Source organism: Campylobacter concisus (assembly GCF_002165785.1).
In the GTDB taxonomy this organism is placed as follows: Bacteria; Campylobacterota; Campylobacteria; order Campylobacterales; family Campylobacteraceae; genus Campylobacter_A; species Campylobacter_A concisus_W.
The window spans coordinates 13,499-32,828 of the sequence record NZ_NDYO01000012.1 but is presented as its reverse complement, the minus strand read 5'-3'; the positions used below and the strand labels follow the sequence as shown (position 1 = coordinate 32,828).

19 protein-coding genes are annotated in these 19,330 nt (G+C 39.4%); 13 read left to right on the top strand and 6 right to left on the bottom strand.

Annotation, left to right across the window (positions count from 1 at the left end; all coding sequences use genetic code 11):
* Positions 1–41 precede the first annotated feature (41 nt).
* Genes B9N62_RS08775 through B9N62_RS08735 form a run of 9 tightly spaced genes read left to right on the top strand, consistent with a single transcriptional unit; the run spans position 42 to position 9,415 of the window.
* Positions 42–1,985 (top strand): FTR1 family iron permease, encoded by a 1,944-nt coding sequence (locus B9N62_RS08775; RefSeq protein WP_087585170.1) that lies wholly within the window; start codon positions 42–44, stop codon positions 1,983–1,985.
* Positions 1,986–2,005: 20 nt separating this feature from the next.
* Complete coding sequence (locus B9N62_RS08770; protein ID WP_009294901.1) at positions 2,006–2,527, top strand: iron transporter; 522 nt, start codon at positions 2,006–2,008, stop codon at positions 2,525–2,527.
* Positions 2,528–2,578: 51 nt separating this feature from the next.
* The gene (locus tag B9N62_RS08765; RefSeq protein WP_087585169.1) at positions 2,579–3,958 is read left to right on the top strand and encodes a Fe-S-containing protein; all 1,380 of its coding nucleotides are present in this window, start codon (positions 2,579–2,581) and stop codon (positions 3,956–3,958) included.
* Positions 3,955–5,247, top strand: a complete 1,293-nt coding sequence (locus tag B9N62_RS08760; protein WP_087585168.1) for an ABC transporter permease — start codon at positions 3,955–3,957, stop codon at positions 5,245–5,247. The genes B9N62_RS08765 and B9N62_RS08760 overlap by 4 nt, the downstream gene beginning before the upstream one ends.
* Positions 5,234–6,376, top strand: coding sequence for an ABC transporter permease (locus B9N62_RS08755; protein WP_084108994.1), 1,143 nt, complete (start codon positions 5,234–5,236; stop codon positions 6,374–6,376). Before B9N62_RS08760 ends, B9N62_RS08755 begins: the two co-directional genes overlap by 14 nt.
* A gap of 1 nt (position 6,377) precedes the next feature.
* Positions 6,378–7,067, top strand: a complete 690-nt coding sequence (locus B9N62_RS08750; protein WP_054196145.1) for an ABC transporter ATP-binding protein — start codon at positions 6,378–6,380, stop codon at positions 7,065–7,067.
* The gene (locus B9N62_RS08745; protein ID WP_021090806.1) at positions 7,057–7,551 is read left to right on the top strand and encodes a TlpA family protein disulfide reductase; all 495 of its coding nucleotides are present in this window, start codon (positions 7,057–7,059) and stop codon (positions 7,549–7,551) included. The genes B9N62_RS08750 and B9N62_RS08745 overlap by 11 nt, the downstream gene beginning before the upstream one ends.
* An 8-nt stretch (positions 7,552–7,559) precedes the next feature.
* Positions 7,560–8,138 carry a hypothetical protein gene (locus B9N62_RS08740; RefSeq protein ID WP_087585167.1) on the top strand — a complete coding sequence of 193 codons (579 nt, stop codon included), beginning with the start codon at positions 7,560–7,562 and terminating at the stop codon, positions 8,136–8,138.
* A gap of 29 nt (positions 8,139–8,167) precedes the next feature.
* On the top strand, positions 8,168–9,415 hold the full coding sequence (locus B9N62_RS08735) for a DUF2920 family protein (RefSeq protein ID WP_087585166.1): 1,248 nt from the start codon (positions 8,168–8,170) through the stop codon (positions 9,413–9,415).
* A 44-nt stretch (positions 9,416–9,459) separates the two neighbouring features.
* Here B9N62_RS08735 and B9N62_RS08730 read toward each other — a convergent pair whose 3' ends face one another.
* From B9N62_RS08730 to der, 6 genes are all read right to left on the bottom strand, one after another.
* Positions 9,460–11,832: a tetratricopeptide repeat protein gene (locus B9N62_RS08730; protein ID WP_087585165.1), complete on the bottom strand. Its 2,373-nt coding sequence runs from the start codon at positions 11,830–11,832 to the stop codon at positions 9,460–9,462.
* Positions 11,832–13,076 (bottom strand): serine--tRNA ligase, encoded by a 1,245-nt coding sequence (gene serS, locus B9N62_RS08725; protein ID WP_087585164.1) that lies wholly within the window; start codon positions 13,074–13,076, stop codon positions 11,832–11,834. Before serS ends, B9N62_RS08730 begins: the two co-directional genes overlap by 1 nt.
* A gap of 9 nt (positions 13,077–13,085) precedes the next feature.
* Complete coding sequence (locus B9N62_RS08720; RefSeq protein WP_087585163.1) at positions 13,086–13,526, bottom strand: copper resistance protein CopD; 441 nt, start codon at positions 13,524–13,526, stop codon at positions 13,086–13,088.
* A 12-nt stretch (positions 13,527–13,538) separates the two neighbouring features.
* Entirely contained in the window at positions 13,539–14,501 is a 963-nt protein-coding gene (gene trpS, locus B9N62_RS08715; protein WP_087585162.1) for a tryptophan--tRNA ligase, read from the bottom strand.
* A gap of 423 nt (positions 14,502–14,924) precedes the next feature.
* Complete coding sequence (locus B9N62_RS08710; protein ID WP_054196151.1) at positions 14,925–15,446, bottom strand: shikimate kinase; 522 nt, start codon at positions 15,444–15,446, stop codon at positions 14,925–14,927.
* On the bottom strand, positions 15,430–16,815 hold the full coding sequence (gene der / locus B9N62_RS08705; RefSeq protein ID WP_087585161.1) for a ribosome biogenesis GTPase Der: 1,386 nt from the start codon (positions 16,813–16,815) through the stop codon (positions 15,430–15,432). The genes B9N62_RS08710 and der overlap by 17 nt, the downstream gene beginning before the upstream one ends.
* Before the next feature lie 152 nt (positions 16,816–16,967).
* On the opposite strand from der, the gene B9N62_RS08700 reads away from it, so the two are divergent.
* Genes B9N62_RS08700 through B9N62_RS08685 form a run of 4 tightly spaced genes read left to right on the top strand, consistent with a single transcriptional unit; the run spans position 16,968 to position 19,314 of the window.
* A complete protein-coding gene (locus B9N62_RS08700) occupies positions 16,968–17,858 on the top strand; it encodes a DMT family transporter (RefSeq protein ID WP_072593874.1) in 891 nt (296 codons plus the stop codon).
* A gap of 10 nt (positions 17,859–17,868) precedes the next feature.
* On the top strand, positions 17,869–18,675 hold the full coding sequence (kdsA, locus tag B9N62_RS08695; protein WP_087585160.1) for a 3-deoxy-8-phosphooctulonate synthase: 807 nt from the start codon (positions 17,869–17,871) through the stop codon (positions 18,673–18,675).
* Positions 18,665–18,994: a DMT family transporter gene (locus tag B9N62_RS08690; protein WP_087585267.1), complete on the top strand. Its 330-nt coding sequence runs from the start codon at positions 18,665–18,667 to the stop codon at positions 18,992–18,994. The genes kdsA and B9N62_RS08690 overlap by 11 nt, the downstream gene beginning before the upstream one ends.
* Complete coding sequence (locus tag B9N62_RS08685) at positions 18,991–19,314, top strand: DMT family transporter (RefSeq protein WP_087585159.1); 324 nt, start codon at positions 18,991–18,993, stop codon at positions 19,312–19,314. The genes B9N62_RS08690 and B9N62_RS08685 overlap by 4 nt, the downstream gene beginning before the upstream one ends.
* Positions 19,315–19,330 lie beyond the last annotated feature (16 nt).

The following is a 19,330-nucleotide window of genomic DNA, read 5'->3' as shown; positions in this document are numbered from 1 at the left end:
AATATTTCACTTTAAAATAATCTCACAAGGTGGTTTAATTAATGAATAAATTTTTTAAATTTATGCTTATCATGCTACTGCCTATCTGGCTTGTGGCAAAAAATGACGACTACACACAAGTCGCAGCTAAGATAAAAGAGTCATTACAAAAAGTAATAACAGAGTATAGAGCTGGCAACGTCGAGCAAGCAGTTAGCGATACTCAAAATGCTTATTTTGGTCTGTTTGAAGATGTTGAAGCTGGCATCAGAATAAATTTAGGTCAGAAAAAAGCTTACTCTATGGAGAAGCAGTTTGGCGAGATCAGAAAGGCGATAAAAGCTGGCGAAGCACCAGATGACGTGCAAAAAAGAATAGATCAGATAAATAGCGAAATCGCTGAAGTTTTGCCAGTTATTTTAAATGGACATAAGCTTGTTGGTGAGTACTCAGACAGCCCAGCACAAGCTGCTACAAGTGGCTATGACACTTCTAAATTTATCCCTGAGTGGAAGGTGGCATTTGAAAATTTATCAGCTACTTTAGATAAAGCTATAGCAAGCTACGAGAGCGATAAACAAGATGATGCTAAAAATTCTATCCAAGATGCTAAATTTAATGATTATAGAAACACTCAACTTGAAATCGCCGTTCGTCAATATATAGAAAATGGCAAAAGCATAGATGCTGACATCCAAAGAAAGATGGGCGAAGCGATCAGTGGCATCACAAATGGCATAAGCAAAGATGACTTTAAAGTAAAGCTAGAAGAGATCAAAAAACTAGCTTATGATGCCGTTGCAAAACTTCCAGCTGAAACAGTAAAACTAGCAAAAGTTGATATGAGTAGCGCAGCATCTAGCGATAGCAGCGAAGATAGTGGCACAGACTACACTCAAACTGTTAAAAACATAAATGACAAAATTCAAGCAGCCATCGCGCTTTACAAAGGTGGCAATAGCGCCAAAGCTATGGGCGATATCCAAGACATCTACTTTGATGAGTTTGAAGGTAGCGGCATGGAGAACAAAGTAGGTGCGATAGATGTAAATTTAAAAACAGCTATCGAAGCTACATTTGGTAACCTTGTAGCCCTTATGAAATCAGGTGCAGACGAAAAAACACTTGAAGAGAGTGCAAGCAAGATGTCATCTCAGCTAGCAGCTGCACTTGAGAAAACTAGCGGTTCAAGCTCACCTTGGACGCTATTTATCTGGGCGCTAACTATCATCTTAAGAGAGGGCTTTGAAGCTCTTATCATCGTTGCGGCCGTTGTTGCATACCTTGTAAAAACTGGCAATGCAAAATCTATGGGCAAGGTCGTATATAGTTCAGTTGGCGTAGCTGTCATCTTAAGCTTTGTCATGGCTTGGATAATGAACATCATCTTTGGCGAGGCAGCAGGTCAAAAAAGAGAGCTTATGGAAGGCATCACGATGCTTGTTGCAGTGGGACTTCTATTTTATGTTGGCTTCTGGCTTCTTTCAAATGCTGGTGCTAAAAAATGGAACGACTATATCAAATCTCACGTATCTGAGTCTATCTCAAGTGGCTCAAGCACGATGCTTTGGTGGACTGTATTTTTAGCAGTATTTAGAGAGGGCGCTGAGACAGTGCTATTTTATCAAGCGCTTATCTTTGATGCAAAAGACTCAGCTGGCTACTCAATGATCGCAGCTGGCTTTGTTGTAGGTCTTATCGTTCTTTTAATAGTCTATTTCTTATTTAAAATTTTCGCTATTAAAATTCCTATTAAACCATTTTTTATATTTACATCAGCGATCATCTTTTATATGTCGATCGTCTTTGTTGGCAAGGGCGTTGGCGAGCTAGTTGAGGGCAAAATTTTCATTCCAACTATCATAAAAGGACTAAATTTTCCTGACTGGATGAGAGACTGGCTAGGACTTATGCCATATTACGAGAGTTTAATACCTCAAATCATTATGGTGCTTGCCCTAATTATAGGCATCGTTATCATGAAATCAAAACAAAATAAAAACTAATCTTATTTAAAGGAGAGGAAATGAATAAAATTCTTAGTTCAGCTCTAGCACTTAGCCTAGCAGCTGGTTTTGCACTTGCTGGAGAGCACCCAATCGGCGAGCCTGTAGAGGCTAATGGCATGGAGATAGCTGCTGTTTATCTTGAGCCAATCGATATGGAGCCAAAAGGCGTTGATCTAGCTCCAAGCTTGGCTGACCTTCACTTAGAGGCTGACATCCATGCTGTAAAAGGCAACAAAAACGGCTTTGGCGAAGGCGAGTGGATCCCATACCTAAAGATCAACTATGAGCTAAAAAACCTCGATAATGGTAAAACTAAAAAAGGTACATTTATGCCAATGGTTGCAAGCGATGGCCCACACTACGGCGCTAACGTAAAAATGGATACAGGTGTTGGCAACTATGAGCTTAAATTCCACATTGACAATCCAGAAAAACAAGGCTTTGGTCGCCACGCTGACAAAGAGACTGGTGTTGGTAAATGGTTTGAGCCTTTCACAACAACTTATAAATTTCAATGGACAGGTGGTCCTGTTAAATAATCACTTTGGGGCGTTCTCGCCCCTTTTTAAAAATTCTCATAGGGTTTAGTTATGTCAATTTACTTCTATCAGGTCTTTTTAGCCCTCCTTGGATTTACGCTTTTTGCTGCCTTAAATAACAATGGCAAAAGTTTAAAAACGATCTTTTTACCGTCATTTCTTGGCGTTGTTGCTGGTGTGCTTATCTTTAAAGCTGCTCGTCATGCGCTTGTTGATGACCAGTTTAAAATTTTCATAGATTCTGTGACACTGGTTTTTCTACTCATTAGCATTTTATGGATATTTTTCGAGCTTAAGATAGCAAAAATCGTAACGTTTTCTATTTTAGGCATCGGCTTTGGCTTTGGCTATAGCTCAAGTAGCGCTTTGTTCCCGTTATTTGGTGGCGAACTGCTTGACACGCTTTCAGTCATAAGCTTCTTTTTGATGATCTTTGCGATGATCTTGATACTATTTTTATTTTTCTTCATTTCAAATTTAAAAGCAAGCATCCCATCATCAGTAGCTAAAATTTTAGCTCTTATCACATTAGTATTTTTACTAGTTGATAGAAGCTCACAAACTGCACTCGAGCTTTTGCGTGCAGGCGCTTTAAAGATAAGTAGCGAGCTAAATTCTCAAATTTTATCTATCAGCGCAAAAGGCATCTACGTCACAGAATTTAGTGCCTATTTTTACATAGTAGTGATCCTTCTTTTATGCATAATCGCGCTTTGCTTTGTGCCAAAGAGTATCGATAAGAGCACGTTTGGCTCTATCAAATACCGCTTTACAAAAGCCATTAGAGAAAATGTCTTTGACAATGCAAAATTTGCATTTTGCAGCGTTTTAATAGCGCTTGGATTTTCACTTTATTTTGATCTTTACGCATCTCGCCCACCTCAAATTTCAGAGCCAGTCTTGGTTGAGCCAGTGGGAGATAAATTTATATTTGATGTTGATATGTTAAAAGATAATGAACTTCACAGATTTGCCTACATCACAGATGAGGGTAAGCAGATAAGATTTTTCTTACTAAACCGCTTTAGTGACCGCCCATCTCCTGTCATCGTCTTTGACTCATGCATGATTTGTGGCGATATGGGCTATATAAAAAGAGGCAATGATCTTATTTGTATCTCTTGTAATGTTAGAATTTTCTTGCCGTCAGTTGGCAAAGAGGGCGGTTGTAACCCAATCCCTATGGCATTTACCTTTGATGGCAAAAATATCATAGTTGATTATAAAACGATCGTCGCAGGGGCAAATTACTTTAGCAAGGTTGTCGAAAAGATGGTGCTTGATCCTGTAAGTCGCAAAAAGGTGAGCAATCTTGATTCAAGATCATATTTATACTATGGACGTACATATTTCTTTGAGAACAACGAAACTCAGGCGAAATTTGAAGCAAATCCAGAAAAATATGTAGAAACAAATGGAACGTTAAAATGAAAAATATGCAACTAAGAATGATAAAAAGCTCGATCACGGGCTCAAAGGTGCAAAAGACGATGGCGTTTATCACCATCTTATTAGCTGCTCTTTTGATAGCTTGCATGCTAAACATCACGCTAAAAATCGGCGATCAAGTGGCAAGCGAGCTTAGAGGATATGGCTCAAATATCGTTGTTTTACCACGTGGTGAGAGCCTAAGCATCGAGATCGAGGGTAAAAATTTCACTCCACTAAAATCACAAAATTTACTCCCAGAGGCTGATATCTATAAGATAAAAGAGATCTTTTGGAGAAATAACATCGTTGCCTTTGCACCGTTTTTAGAGACAAAGGTAAAAGATGCTAAGGGCGATGATTTTAGCCTTGAGGGAACTTATTTTGATAAAAATATCGGACTAAAAGATGAGCCAGAATTTAGCACAGGCGTTAAGAGTTTGTATGGATTTTGGGGTGTTGAGGGTGCTTGGCCAAAAGATGAGAGCATGGATGAAATTTTAGTAGGAGATGAGCTTGCAAAGGCTAAAAATTTAAAAGTTGGCGACAAGCTTAGCCTTGTGGGCAAAAACGGCACAAAAGAGGTTAGCGTAGTTGGCATCTTAAAGGGTGCAGGCGACGAGACGCATAAGCTAATTGGCTCGCTTAAACTTGCTGGCGATCTATCAGGGCATCCTGGCTCATATACAAAAGCTGAAGTCTCAGCCATGACGATCCCAGAAAACGACCTATCGCTAAAGGCTAGACGAAATTTAGACAACCTTGATAGTGCAGAGTATGACAAATGGTACTGCTCGGCTTATGCGGGATCGATCGCATTTCAGATAGAGGAGAACCTGCCAAACGTTAGCGCAAAAGCTAGCCTTCAAGTAAGTGATGCGGAGAGTAATATCGTAAAGAAAATTCAAAGCCTAATGGGTATCGTTAGTATCATAGCTCTTGTGGTTTCAGCCATCGGCATAACATCGCTAATGACAAGTGAAATTTATCGCCGTAAAAAAGAGATCGGCCTTTTAAAAGCCATAGGCGCAAGCAACTTTGAAATTTATGCCCTTTTTGCTAGCGAGAGCCTTGTAGTTGCCTTTTTTGCAGGCATAACGGGAGCATTTTTAGGATACGCGCTAAGCTACGTGATGTCTTACATCATCTTTTCTCATGGCATCGGTATAGCGTGGATCGTGCTACCAATAAGCGTGGCATTTGCCTTGCTCATCTCAGTCGTTGGCTCGCTAATGCCAATGAGAAACGTCATAAATTTACTACCTGCGGAGGTGCTATATGACCGCAAATAGCAAATTCTTTTACAATACAATTTATAAAAGTTTAAAAAACGGCTCATCAAGAGTAATGGTCATCGTCATCTCTATCTTACTTGGAGCATGCGTGTGTGCTGCGTTTGTCAATGTCTATCTTGACATCGACTCAAAGGTCTCACGCGAGCTAAAAACTTATGGTGCAAATATGATCTTTGCTCCAAAAGATATGGCTACAAGTGATGATATGAGTGAAAAAACTTACAATGAAATGATCGCTAAAGTGCCAAAAGACAAGCTTCTTGGTGAGAGCGGTTATCTCTTTGCTCAGGCAAATATCGGTCCAACAAACGCTATCGTCATGGGGACAAAATTTAGCAATCTAAAAAAAGTTAAACCATTTTTAGATGTTAGAGATGGAACGATGATAAATGTCGATTTTGACGATAAAAACGTGCTAATAGGCGTCGATCTAGCTCGTCAGGCTGGCTTTAAAGCAGGCGATGATATAGAAATTCGTGCCATTGGCTCAAATGAGAGCATAAATGTAAAGATAAAAGGCGTAGTTGCAAGTGGTGACAAAGAGGATGCGCTTTTGATCACGTCACTATCTTTGGCTCAAAAAATTTCAAATAAAGCTGGCAAAATAAACTATGCTGAAGCTGTTGTGCTTGGTAACTTCGATGAGATAACATCGCTTGCAAAGACTATAAGCAATGAAGAAATAGCTGCAAAACCAGTGGCAAAGGTCTCAAAGTCTGAGGGCTATATTTTGGAGAAAATAAAGCTATTAATGGCACTTGTTAGCCTTGTTATTTTGCTCATTACTTCAATGTGCGTAAATACAACGCTTAGTGCTATCTTGCTCTCTCGCTCAAAGGAGATCGCACTTCTAAGAGCCATAGGCGCAAGCAAAAAAGATGTACTAAAGCTATTTGGCTTTGAGACATTTGTGACAGCGCTCATCTCAGCATTAGTTGGTGCATTTTTAGGATATTTACTAGCTCAAATTTTAGGTTATGCGATATTTGATTCTAGTATTGATTTTAGAATTTTAAGCATCCCAGTAGCTGTGATAATATCGCTTTTATTTGCAGCGATCGCAGCATTTTATCCGATCAAACGGGCACTTAATAATAAAATGGCAGATACATTAAGAGGAGAATGATATGCAAAATGCACTAGAATTAAAAAATATTTGTAAAATTTTTGGCGATGTTAAAGCACTTGATGATATAAATTTTGAGGTTAAAAAAGGTGAGTGGGTCAGCGTCATGGGGCCAAGTGGTAGTGGTAAGAGTACGCTTGTAAATATCCTTTCTCTAATGGATACTCCAAGTAGTGGCACTTATATGCTCGGTGGCGATGATGCGAGCAATCTAAATGCTGATGATACACTTAAATTTAGACGTGAAAAGATCGGTCTTATTTTTCAGCAGTTTCACTTAGTGCCATATCTTAGCGCACTTGAAAATGTGATGATCGCTCAGTACTATCACAGCTCAGTTGATGAAGAGGACGCTAAAAAGGCACTTGAGGCAGTTGGTCTTTCTCACAGGCTAACGCACAGACCAAGTCAGCTAAGTGGTGGCGAGCAACAACGCCTTTGTATCGCTCGATCACTCATAAACGATCCTGAAATTTTAATAGCAGATGAGCCAACTGGTAACCTTGATGAAGCAAATGAAAGAGTTATACTTGATCTATTTTGCAAGCTAAGAAAAGATGGCAAGACGATACTTCTAGTAACTCACAACCCTGATCTTGGCGAGTATGGCGATAAGATCGTCTATCTAAGACATGGTAAGCTAGAGAAAATTCGCACTATTGAAAACCCAAAGGTGCCAAATGAGATATAAAATTTTATTTTTATGTCTAGTCTCAGCCCTAGTTATGGGCTGCGTCAAGCAGTATGAGAAGCATCACATTACGCTAAATGACTCAAGCGGCATTGATACGCAGTTTTTTCCAACAGAAAAGAGGCTAAAGATAGGCGATAAGCCATATATGCTATTTTTCTTTGGTACGGACTGCGGAGTGTGCAAGGCTGCTATACCTGATCTAAATACACTTGAAAAAGAGTATGGTAAAGAGGTTCAATTCATTGGTGTTTTAGGACCTAGTAAAGGCTTTGATAAAGATATTGAGCTTTTAAAAGAGCACAACATCACCTTTAAAACTACGAGTGACAAGGTTTCAGTTGATTACTTTAGTAAGGCAGTTGGTGGCGTCATGGGCGTGCCAGTTATCTATTTTTTTGATAAAGATGGTAAGATGCGATCAAAATTTATCGGTCTTACACCAAAAAGTGTACTTGAAAGTGCTATAAGATCGCTCTTGTAGGAGTGAATATGAAAAATTTCTTTTTATTTGTCTTAGCGGTATTTTTTGTTGGATGTGCTAGTAGCACCCCAAATATCTCGGTCAAAACGAGTGATCCGATCTTTTTTACGCTTAATGAATCAAACAGAAGCGTCTATGTAAATTTTAAAAATAGTGCGACCGGACAAGATGTAAATGCTGAAATTTTAAGCGAATTTATAAAGGCTGGTTTTAGAAACGAGCCAAATATCAAGAATGCTGACTTCATCATCCTTGGCGATGTGCAAAGCTTTTCTAGGATAATCAAAAGAGATCCTAGATTTTCAATGGGGATGGGATATGGCTTTGGTAGACCAAGCTTTGGCTTTGGCTACTCGATGTTTTTCCCATTTGGCTATTACGACGATGATGACTTTAGTACAAATAGCTATACTTATCACATGCAAGTAAGCGTGCTAGTGCGTCCAAAAAATGGTGGCGAAAAGGCGACAAATATCTCACTTATGCAAGCTGGCAATGTCTATTCACCAAGCTACATTTGGCCGTTTTTTAAAGAACGCCTAGCAAAACAGATCGTTAGCTTTTTTTATAATGTCTCGCAAAAATAGGAGAAATTAGTAAATTTAAAAGGATTTAAATACTGGTTGATGGAAGCTATGAAATTTCATCTTGTGATGATATTGAACTTGGTATAAAAAGAAGCTCTCCTCTCTCCTTTTATTCATGTTATGACAATGCCAAGGATGCAAAAGCTCTTTTGGTTATTATCCCTGGGCTTGGAGAAGACTCTGACCTTGGATATAGGGCTAATCTTATGCAGACTATGGCAGAGACTTATGATGTTGCATGCATTAGTGTGGATTATCACTGCATAGGCAACCGCCCACAGCTTGGGGCGAAATTTGGACTTGATGATATAGATCGCGAAATCTTAACAAGAGAGCTGTCAAGCATAGGTATAAATTTACCAATTGATCTAAAAAGTATCGACTGCCACGAGAAGGTTGATTTACTACTTAAATTTCTTAGCAAAGAGATTACTATTCGAAAAGAGAGAGGTATTTTGCCGGCTGATTTTAGACTAAATGCTAGCGTTACGATGTTGCCAACAAAAAATGAATATCAAAATTTTGGCGTTATGCAAGCAATGGATGTGCTAAATGCTGTGCTTTATACAAAAAAATATATAAATAATGCCAAATTTGAACATCTGCCAGTGATAATGGTAGGCAGCTCACATGGTGGATATCTGGCACATATATGTGCTAAGATCGCTCCATGGCTAGTTGATGCGGTGATAGATAATAGCTCTTATGCCATATTTTTATGGCGTCTTATTGGATTTGGTAAAGAGATAAATTTTACTAACTATTTTTGTTTTGGTACCGATACTTTGTATCAAAATTTATATCTTTATTTTTTTGATAAGACCTACTGGACACTTAATGAAAAATCACCATACTATTTTATTGACGCAAGAGAAGAGATAAGAAACATCCTAAATTTAGATCATTTAAATGTTCAGAGCAGCTATAAAAAGCCAATTTACGTGAGCTATCACTGTATTTTCGATAAAGAAATAGCTCCAGCAAAGGATAAAATCGAGCTTTACGAGGCTCTTAAGAAGCTAAAATTTGACGCTACGCTTCATATGGTAAAAGATGAGAGTGATGTTGATGGCAAATTTATAAAGTCCATAACGCATGGAATGGGGATGTCTTATAAACTACTTTTACAAAAAGAGCTTCCCAGTATGATGGAGAAAATTTTATCTCAAAAAAATAAAAAGAGTAGCAAGAGTATTGAGTATAAATGCGGCGATACGATCTATAAATTTAGTGAAGTCTTAGATCAAATAAATCTTGAAATTTTAGATATTGCTTAGTATTTAAAATAGTTAAAACTAGGCGCATAAAGACCTAGTTTTTATCAGTCATTATCTATCTCAAAGTCGTAAAATTCGCTTTCATACTCAACATTTCCTATTTTGCTGTATTGTATAAGAGCTGCTTTTATATTATCTATCTGCTGATACATTAGGCCAAGAGCTATTCTATTTTCGATAGCACTAGCATCATTTAGTTTTGTTAGCTCTAAAAGCGCGATTGCGTTTGATACTTTTCCAGCTCCTGTCGCAGCCACAGATGCTAAAAATAATGTGCTAGCGTCATTTACTTTAAACTCATCGATTGCTTGATTATAAAGTTTATAGCTTTCTTCAAAATCGTTTGTAAAGATATCGATGTAGGCCAGAGTTTGGATTAAATTTATATTCTTTGGAGCCTCTTTTAGCTCAGCTCTTAACTTATCACGCTCTCTTGTAAGTAAGCCTGAAATTTGAAGTAGCTTGATGTATTGTTTTTTGATGATGTCAGCGCCGTGATAGAAAGCGTTTGAATCAAGCTGCTTGCCATTAAAGTGAATTTGTATCGCTTTTGCATACTCTTTGACATTTTGCTCTTTGTTTTTCGAGATAAAATTTAAGATATTTGCAATAATATCATTTGGCAAAATTTTTAGTAGTTCATCAGCTTTCTTTGCCATTAGCTCGTCATTGTTTGTTATTTTTGCGATGATAATATCAAAGGCTAAATTTAGCATTGTCTGCTCTTTTGACTCTTCAAGCCACCTTATCATCGCACTTTGGTTGCCGCTAATCAGGCTTAGAAGCGAGGCATATAAATTTACAGGCTTTAAACTCTTGTCATTTTCTAAATTTTCGCCGATCTCTTCAATGAGTTTTGGGTTTAAATTTCTATTTATATCTAGACAAATCGCCCCAAAAATGCCTGCAAGATGGTTATTTACATCTTGATGATAGCTTGCTATGAAGTGCTTTGCTGCAAGGCTAAAATTTCCAAGCTGAGCGTAGCTTAGGGCGAGGTTGTATTGTAAGATAGAGTGATTTGGATAAGTGCTGGCTAGCTCTTCAAACTCTTTATTTGCTTCTTTTAAGCGGTAGCTTAGTGCTTTTGCAATAGCTTCACTAAGTTTTACATTTACTTTTGAAGCAGCTGCACTTTGGCTAAGATAGTCATTTGCTGCTGAAGTATCGTCTAAAAAGACGCTAACACCGCCTTTTCTTATCTGCTCGATGCTCTGTTTTGCGTCAAAGACCTTGTAAGGTGCGAAGTAAAAAAGGGTCTCATAGCGCCTTGTTCTATCAAAAAACATATCGTCGCTAAAGTGTGCCTGAGCTAGGCTGACATCAAAAAGATCAGGCTTTAGTATCGTTTTTATCTTGTAAATTTTACTTGGCAAAGAAGCATTGTAGTCGTAAACATCTTTGATAAATGCAGCCGCGTCGCCATAGTCAGAAGTTTTTAGATCAATTAGCGCCTCAGTCATCTTGATAAGATCGATATTTGGCGTATTTTTAGAAGCCTTTGTTAGATAGTCCCTTGCCTTGTCGTATTTGCCAAGTCTTGCATAAAGTTGAGCTAGCGTGAAGTCGGCCTTAAATGCCTTTTGGCTCTCAAGCTTAGCTATTGCTCTTTCATCATCTCCAAGGAGTGATAAAATTTTTGCACTTAAATACGCATATTCGTTTTTATAATCTGCAGTATTTGGATGAGAAAGTGCTTGAAGCGCCTCGTAATAGTTGCCTTTATAGTAGTTTATAAGCGCGTAGTAATAGCTATAAAGTGGCGAGTTGTTTTCATACTGCAAAAATGAATCCGCAAGTCCTATATAGTAGTTAAAATTTTTAGTGTTATTTAGCTCAAGTGAGCAAACAGCAGCATTTATGGCGCTAACTGCTGTGTTTTCTCTATCGGTTATAGCTTTGTTAAAAGATACGATCGCCTCATCACATCTTTCTTGTTTCATCTGCGAAACGCCGAGGTTATAGTTTGAGAGAGATTGGTTATAAACAGCTACGTTTTCATAAATTTTTAGAGCCTCAAATTTATTGCCACGCTCATAAAGCTGATTGGCTTTATTTATCATTTCATCGATCTTTGAAGCGCCAAAATTTTGCGTTTGGTAGTTGTTTTCTATATTTTTTACGATACTTGCAGTATCTATGTTCTCTTTTTTGTCTTTCTTTAGCAAGACAACTAGCAAAACCGCTATTAAGATGATAAGCACTAGAGCGACCACGCCTGCTATTATAAAGAGCTTTTTATTGCTCTTTTTTACAGGGATTGGCTCTGGGATACTCTCATCTTGCAGCACACCCTCACTTGCGATACTCTCAAGTGAAACGATCTCTTCAGGTGCCTCGGCTTTTGCCTCTTCAGGTGCTTCTTGCTCTGCTTGCTCGCCAGGTGGTTTTAAAACTACAACCTCTTCTTCAGCCACTACATATACCTTTTAAGAACTTCTGGAATTTCGATAGTGCCATCTGCTTTTTGGTAGTTTTCCATGATGGCAATAAGAGTCCTACCCACAGCTAGACTTGAGCCATTTAGCGTATTTACAAGCATATTTTTCTTGCCATCTTTAAAGCGAATTTTTGCACGCCTTGCTTGAAAATCACGAGTATTGGAAATAGAGCTAATCTCTCTATATTTACCTTGACCAGGTAACCAAACCTCAAGGTCTATCGTCTTTGCCGCGCTAAAGCCAAGATCGCCACTGCAAAGAAGCATATGGCGGTGAGGAAGTCCAAGGCTAGTTAGTAGATCGCTTGCGCACGATACCATCTCATTTAGCACGTCTTCGCTTTGATCAGGCTTTGTGATGCTTACCAGCTCGACCTTTTCAAACTGGTGCTGGCGGATCATGCCTCTTGTGTCACGTCCTGCTGAGCCTGCCTCTTGGCGGAAGCATGCTGAGTAGCAAGTCATCTTTATAGGAAGTTGCTCAGCTTCAATGATCGTGTCATTGTATAAATTTGTCACAGGTACTTCGCTAGTCGGGATGAGATAAAGGTCCTCGTCGCGCACTTTGTAAAGATCTTCTTCAAATTTAGGCAGCTGACCAGTACCAAAAAGTGTATTTGAACTTACTAGATAAGGGACATTTACAAGCTCAAAGCCGCGCGCGCTGTTAAAGTCGATCATGTAATTAACAAGCGCTCTACTTAGCCTTGCTCCCATGCCGCGAAGCACGGTAAAACGAGATCCTGAGAGCTTTGCACCTCTTTCAAAGTCAAGCCAGCCAAGACTCTCACCTAACTCCCAGTGCTCTTTTGGTGTAAAGCTAAATTTAGTTGGCTCAAGCACCGTTTTGATGCAGACATTATCGTCCTCGTCCTTACCAAATGGCACATCATCATCGGTTATATTTGGCACGTTAAATGAAATTTGCTCAAGCTTTTCTTCATATTGTTTAACGATCTCATCAGCATCAGCAAGTGCAGTTTTATTTAAATTTAGCTCATTTTTAAGCTCACTTACGTCTTCACCGGCTCTTGCCTTTATGCCAAGCTCTTTGCTCTTTGCATTTTGGATCGCTTGGAAATTTTCAAGTGCTTTGCGCTTTTGTTTTAGTTCGTTAAAAGTTTGTAAAAGCTCGTCAAGTAGCCCAGCTTTTACATTTTTTCCCTCAAGTTTTTTTACAAATTCATCGTAATTTGTCTCGAGTAGTTTTAAATTTATCATTCCGTATCCTTAAACCATAAACATAACTTTTGCAAAAAGTACGATAAAAACTGCCGCTGTTAGCGCAAATGGGTGAATGTTGCCAAGTGGGCTAGGGCGTTTAAATATAAATTTGCAGCTTAAATTTGTTATAACCGCAGCTACGATTAGCATTGCTAAGAAAAATTTGATCATAAAAATGATTTGTAAATTTGTCTCAAAGTAGCCTCCAGCCTTTGATCCGACCCAGTTACTCATCATCATGCCTCCAGTTAATACCAAAAGCAAGATACAAAGTGGCATTATCTTAATAGCAACTGAACCGATAGCTTGTTTTGCCTTTTGAGCAAGCTCAGGTGGCATTTTTTTACAAGCTGCCTTAAAAATGATTACATCAAAAAAGAGGTAACCAACAAAGATGATTGCACAAAAAAGATGAATTATTTGTGCGTATGGATATAAATTTTGCATATTTTTCCTTTATTAATAAATTCCGACTGCTTCACGAACTTTTTTTATCGTTGTTTGAGCAACATTACTTGCCTTTTTGGCTCCTATTTCTAAAATTCCAGACACTTCGTCAGGATTATTTTGATAATGCTCAAATTTCTCTCTCGCATCTTTAAAATAGTCCCAAATAAGATCATTTAGATAAGCTTTAAAGTGCCCATGACCCTCGCCACCACGCTCATATCTAGCTTGAAGCTCTTTTTGCCCACTCTCGTCTAAGAAAAGTTTGGCGATATTATAGACGTTGCAGTTTTGCCACTGTTTTGGCTCTTCAAGCGGTGTGCCGTCTGTCACGATGCTAGAAATTTGCTTTTTAAGCGTCTTGGCGTCTGCGAAAATATCGATCGTGTTGCCGTAGCTTTTGCTCATTTTTTCGCCATTTGTGCCAGGCACGGTGGCGACATTTTCATCGATCTTTGCCTCAGGCAATGTAAAAATTTCTCCATGTTCGTTGTTAAATTTTATCGCGATATCACGAGCGATCTCTACGTGCTGGATCTGGTCTTTGCCCACGGGTACGACCTGCGCATTATAAAGCAAAATGTCAGCTGCCATCAAAACTGGATAGCTAAAGAGTCCGTGGTGCGAGCTAAGACCTTTTGCGACTTTATCTTTGTAACTATGCGCGCGCTCAAGTAGGCCCATAGGCGTGTGCTGACTTAGTACCCAGTAAAGCTCAAGCACGTCTTTAACGTCACTTTGCACCCAAAATATGCTTTTATTTGGATCGATCCCAAGTGCCAAAAACGCACACGCAGCCTCAAAAGTGTTTTGTTTTAGGGCTCTGGCCTCGCTAAGGCTCGTCATCGCGTGATAGTTTGCTATAAACATAAACATCTCATTTTGCTCTTGCATATCAACCATCTGCTTTATCGAGGCAAAATAGTTGCCAAGGTGTAGTTTGCCGGAGGGTTGAAGGCCGGTTAATACTCTCATCTTATCCTTTCAAATTTTGGCTTTGACTTTTTCGCTTATGCTTCGTTGAAATTTTGTTTTCAAGCTCGGCAGACTATGTGTCTAGCCCTCACTTAAAACCAAAATTTCGCCTCGCCTAAACAAAAAATTCTTTGCCAAAAGCTTTTAAATTTTAACATCATGTTAGATTTGTGTATCTAGCTTGATCTTAAAATTTAGCTTGCAGGCTAACTGCCTAGCCTTGATTAAAATTTGACTGCACAACATTTGTTGCTTTAGCGCTCTAATAAAGCGAAGCAAAAATTTATCTCAAAACTTCACTAAAATTTCTAACTACAAAACGTTAAATTTAGCTCAAACATTTCAAATTTTAACACCACACTAGAAAGCCATCTAGCCTGATCTTAAAATTTATCATTGCAAGCAACTTGCGCCACTTTACAACTAAATTTTTAAAAGCATCCTTATCTCTTTTACGATCTGCTTTGGAGTTTTACCCTCGACTTCAACGATGTAATCAGCCTTTTTCTCATAAAGCTCCTCTCGCTCTAGATGCAAAGCCTCAGCTCTTTTTAGATCACTTAAAAGTGGACGTTTTGCTAGCTTTTTCTCACTATTTTTACTATTTTTTAGCCTTTGCATGATCGCATCAAAACTAGCTTTTAGATAGATCACGGTGCCAATTTTCTTTAAATTTTTAACCTTGGCAAAGCCACCACCAGTTGAGATGATCGCATTTTTGACATTTGTTGCTAGAAATTTGGCAAGATCTTTTTCAAGCTGCCTAAAATGCTCCTCTCCGTACTCTTCAAAGATAGCTTTTATCTTCATATTTTGTGAGCTCTCTAGTAAGTCGTCGCAGTCAAGGTTCATCGTCTTTAGTGCCTTGCTTAGTGCCCTTGCAGTCGTGCCCTTGCCAACGCCCATAAACCCTATCAAAACGATATTGTTATTCTTTGTTTTCATCGCTCTCTCCACGTTTTTTAGGGATTAGCACGATAGGCACGCCAGTTAGATTAAAGCTCTCTCTAAGCTTATTTGTTAAATAGCGTTTGTAGCTAAAGTGCAGGCATTTTGGACGGTTCATAATGAGCGCTATCATGATAGGTGCTGTCTTAAACTGCACTGCGTAGTAAATTTTCACAACTCTGCCTTTATCTCGTGGCAGTGGGTGTGCTTTGGCCGCTTCGCCGATCACTTCATTTAGCTTTGAAGTTTGGATTTTTTGTGTGTAGTTTTTGTAAATTTCAACTATGAGCGGATAAATTTTATGTACTCTTTTGCCACCAAGTGCTGAAACACTGATGATCGGCGCATATGCTAAGAATTTAAACCTATCTTTTATCTCTTTGCAGAGTTCGTCAAATTCTTCGCTACTTTTGTCCCATTTGTTTAGCACGATGATGACGCCAAGCTCAAATTTTGAAGCGATGCCAGCGATACGCTCGTCAAGCTCAGTTAATGGCTCAGAGCTATCAAGCACAAGTAGCGCTACGTCCGTCTCTTCTAAAATTTTCTCAGTTCTATTTAACGCGTATCTCTCGATGCCCTCGATCTTGCCACGCTTTCTAATACCAGCAGTATCGACAAACTCAAAAACTCTGCCATCATGCTCGTAAATTTCATTAACTGGATCGATCGTAGTGCCTGCCACGTCACTAACGACAGCGCGACTCTCTTTTACAAGGGCGTTTAGGAGTGAGCTTTTGCCGACATTTACACGTCCTATGATACCCACTCTTATGTTTTTGCTTTCATAGTCTATCTCGTCGCTTAGCTCGCCCTCGTCATTATAGTTTTCTAAAAAATCATCAAAATCTTCACTCGTATCGGCCTTTATCTGTACTTTGTCTTCTATATGCTTTGCTAGCCACATACTAAGCTCATCTATGCCTGTGTTGTGACTTACGGAAATTCCAAAGGCATTTTTCGCGCCAAAGCTTATAAATTCCCACTCTCTTTGCTCATCTTTTTTACTGTCTATTTTATTAATGACTAGTACGATTGGTAAATTTAGCTTGCTAAGCTCGTAAAAAATGGCTCTATCTTCATCATCTGGCATCATTTTGCCATCGACCATGTATAAAATGGCGTCTGAATTTTTAGCCTCTGCCAAGGTCTTTGCTTTTACATTTTTAAAAAGCTCGCTACTATCATCAAGGCCACCACTGTCGATTAAAATGCACTCTTTACCCTCAACTTCGATCTTGGCTTTGTTCGTGTCTCTTGTCGTGCCGCTAACATCGCTTGTTATAGCGATACGACGACCAGCTAAGCGGTTAAAAAGTGAGCTTTTGCCGACATTTGGCTTGCCTACTAATATTACTTTTTGCAAATTTTGTCCTTTTCGTGATGGCTGATTATACAAATTTTTGACTTATATAAAGTATAAAAATTTGCTTAAAAGTGCCAAAATAAAAGAAAAAATCAACCAAAATTTAAGCCACTTTTCATTAAAATGGCTACTTTAAATTTAAAGGTCTTGTGATGTTAAAAAGGTTTTATATTTCGCATCTTGGCATTTTTTATATGCTTTTTGCTTGCTTTATGTTTGCCGTTACTGGCGCATTTGCAAAGTATCTTAGCAAAGATATGCCATCTATCGAAGTTGTATTTTTTAGAAATTTAATAGGCCTTTTTATCGTTATTTATGCCATTTATAGATTTCCATTTAAGCAAGCTGGTGGACACTTTTTTTTGCTAATGTTTCGTGGCTTTGTGGGCACGGTCGCACTTTTTGCTTTTTTTTATAATGTCGCTCATGTAAATTTGGCCACAGCTTTTACATTTCAAAAGACAAATCCAATCTTTACAGCTATCCTTGCAGCCTTTATTTTCAAAGAGCGTCTAAGTTCACTTGGCTGGTTTGCTGTATTTTTGGGATTTGGTGGAATTTTGCTTGTTATCCAGCCAAATTTAGGTATAAGCAAGACTGATATTATCGGCGTTTGGAGCGGCCTTGGTGCGGCGATTGCATATACGAGTGTAAAGGAGCTAAACAAGAGTTACGGCACGAACGTTATCGTACTAAGTTTTATGCTTTGGGGCTCGTTTTTGCCACTTATTTGCATGGGTTTGGCAGAATTTTTCACCTACGAGCCACTTGATTTTTTGTTTTCAAAATTTAGCATGCCAAGCTGGTATAACGTTGTTTTTATCTTGCTAATGGGGCTTAGCGGATATTTTTTTCAGTCGTACATGACAAAGGCGTTTGCGGTTGGCAAAAAGGCTGGAGTGATCGCAGCGGTTAGCTACGCAGACGTCATTTTTACGCTTATAATTGGCTATTTTATGGGTGATGTATTGCCAAATCAAACGGCACTTTTAGGCATCTTGCTAGTAATAGTGAGTGGAATTTTAGTTGTGAAAGAAAAATAAAGGAGAAAAAATGATATTAATAGCAGGGCCTTGCGTCATAGAAAGCGAGCAGCTTGTTTTTGAAGTGGCAAAAAGGCTAGTTAAATTTAACGAAGATAAGCGGATAGATTTTTATTTCAAATCAAGCTTTGATAAGGCGAATCGCACGAGTATAAGCTCGTTTCGCGGGCCCGGACTTGAAAAAGGGTGCGAAATTTTAGCCAAAGTAAAAAAGGAATTCGGTTTTAAAATTTTGACCGATATTCACGAGAGCTATCAGGCCGGTCCTGTAGGCGAAGTAGCCGACGTACTGCAAATCCCAGCATTTTTGTGCCGCCAGACCGATCTACTCGTGGCTGCGGCCAAGACAAAAGCGGTCGTAAATATCAAAAAAGGGCAGTTTTTAGGAGCGTCCGCGATGAAGCACTCGGTTAAAAAAGTGCTAGAAACGCGCGGCGTGAGCGGCGAGGGATACGAGGTCGCTAAACAAAACGGCGTGTGGCTAACGGAGCGAGGCAGCACCTTTGGCTACGGAAATTTAGTCGTAGATATGCGAAATTTGGTGCTGATGAGGGAGTTTGCGCCGGTGATTTTCGACGCGACGCATAGCGTGCAGATGCCGTCGGCTTTGGGCGAGAAAAGCGGCGGAGACGCGAGATTTGTGCCCTATCTAGCGCGAGCTGCGGCGGCTGCCGGCGTGGACGGATTTTTTTACGAGACGCACGTAAATCCTTGCGAGGCGCTTTGCGACGGGCCTAATATGCTAAATTTGGACGAGCTAGACGCAAATATCGATCAAATTTTTAAGATAAAGCAAGCTCTTGGCGATGCAAACTAAGGGCTTTTTGTGGGTATTAGGCGGCGCGGTCGCCGAGTGCGGCTGGGCATACGGGCTAAAACACGCCCAAAATGCCGTAGAATTCGCGCTTACTGCCGCGTTAGTCTGCGTTAGCTTCGTGTCGTTTATAAAGGCTTTAAAATATATCCCCGTTAGCGTCGCATATACCGTATTTGTGGGATTTGGAGCGTTTTTTATAGTGGTCGCCGAAAGCGTTAGCGAATACGGCTCAAGCGGCCAGATGCCAGATCCCTTGCGGCTATTTTTCATAGCGACGCTGATCGCGGGCGTGCTGGGGTTAAAAAGGCTAAAATCTTGATGCACGTTTTAGCTCTTTTGGCGGCCGGGTGCTGCGAGGTTTCGGGCGTGTTTTTTCTAACTAAATTTCAAAAAAGCTTCGGCGTGAAAAAAGCGGCGAATTTTTTGATTTTAACCGCAAATTTCGCCCTTTCGCTCTGGCTTTTGAGCTATGCGATGCAGGCGATGGCGATGTCGGTAGTGTACGCGATTTGGACGGGTATCGGAGCGGTTGGAGCCGTGGGCGTCGGAGTGATTTTTAACGGCGAAAAAATGAGCGTGCTAAAGGCGTTTTATCTATCGCTAATAACGCTAAGCGCGGTAATGTTAAAAATAATTTAAAGTTAAAACGAGCGGC

Coding starts and splice junctions, on each gene's coding strand:
- B9N62_RS08700 (WP_072593874.1), top strand. CDS start 16,968: ATGTTAAAAAGGTTTTATATTTCGCATCTTGGCATTTTTTATATGCTT.
- kdsA (WP_087585160.1), top strand. CDS start 17,869: ATGATATTAATAGCAGGGCCTTGCGTCATAGAAAGCGAGCAGCTTGTT.
- B9N62_RS08755 (WP_084108994.1), top strand. CDS start 5,234: ATGACCGCAAATAGCAAATTCTTTTACAATACAATTTATAAAAGTTTA.
- B9N62_RS08770 (WP_009294901.1), top strand. CDS start 2,006: ATGAATAAAATTCTTAGTTCAGCTCTAGCACTTAGCCTAGCAGCTGGT.
- trpS (WP_087585162.1), bottom strand. CDS start 14,501: ATGAGAGTATTAACCGGCCTTCAACCCTCCGGCAAACTACACCTTGGC.
- B9N62_RS08710 (WP_054196151.1), bottom strand. CDS start 15,446: ATGAAAACAAAGAATAACAATATCGTTTTGATAGGGTTTATGGGCGTT.
- B9N62_RS08750 (WP_054196145.1), top strand. CDS start 6,378: ATGCAAAATGCACTAGAATTAAAAAATATTTGTAAAATTTTTGGCGAT.
- B9N62_RS08765 (WP_087585169.1), top strand. CDS start 2,579: ATGTCAATTTACTTCTATCAGGTCTTTTTAGCCCTCCTTGGATTTACG.
- B9N62_RS08745 (WP_021090806.1), top strand. CDS start 7,057: ATGAGATATAAAATTTTATTTTTATGTCTAGTCTCAGCCCTAGTTATG.
- B9N62_RS08690 (WP_087585267.1), top strand. CDS start 18,665: ATGCAAACTAAGGGCTTTTTGTGGGTATTAGGCGGCGCGGTCGCCGAG.
- B9N62_RS08720 (WP_087585163.1), bottom strand. CDS start 13,526: ATGCAAAATTTATATCCATACGCACAAATAATTCATCTTTTTTGTGCA.
- B9N62_RS08740 (WP_087585167.1), top strand. CDS start 7,560: ATGAAAAATTTCTTTTTATTTGTCTTAGCGGTATTTTTTGTTGGATGT.
- B9N62_RS08775 (WP_087585170.1), top strand. CDS start 42: ATGAATAAATTTTTTAAATTTATGCTTATCATGCTACTGCCTATCTGG.
- B9N62_RS08760 (WP_087585168.1), top strand. CDS start 3,955: ATGAAAAATATGCAACTAAGAATGATAAAAAGCTCGATCACGGGCTCA.
- serS (WP_087585164.1), bottom strand. CDS start 13,076: ATGATAAATTTAAAACTACTCGAGACAAATTACGATGAATTTGTAAAA.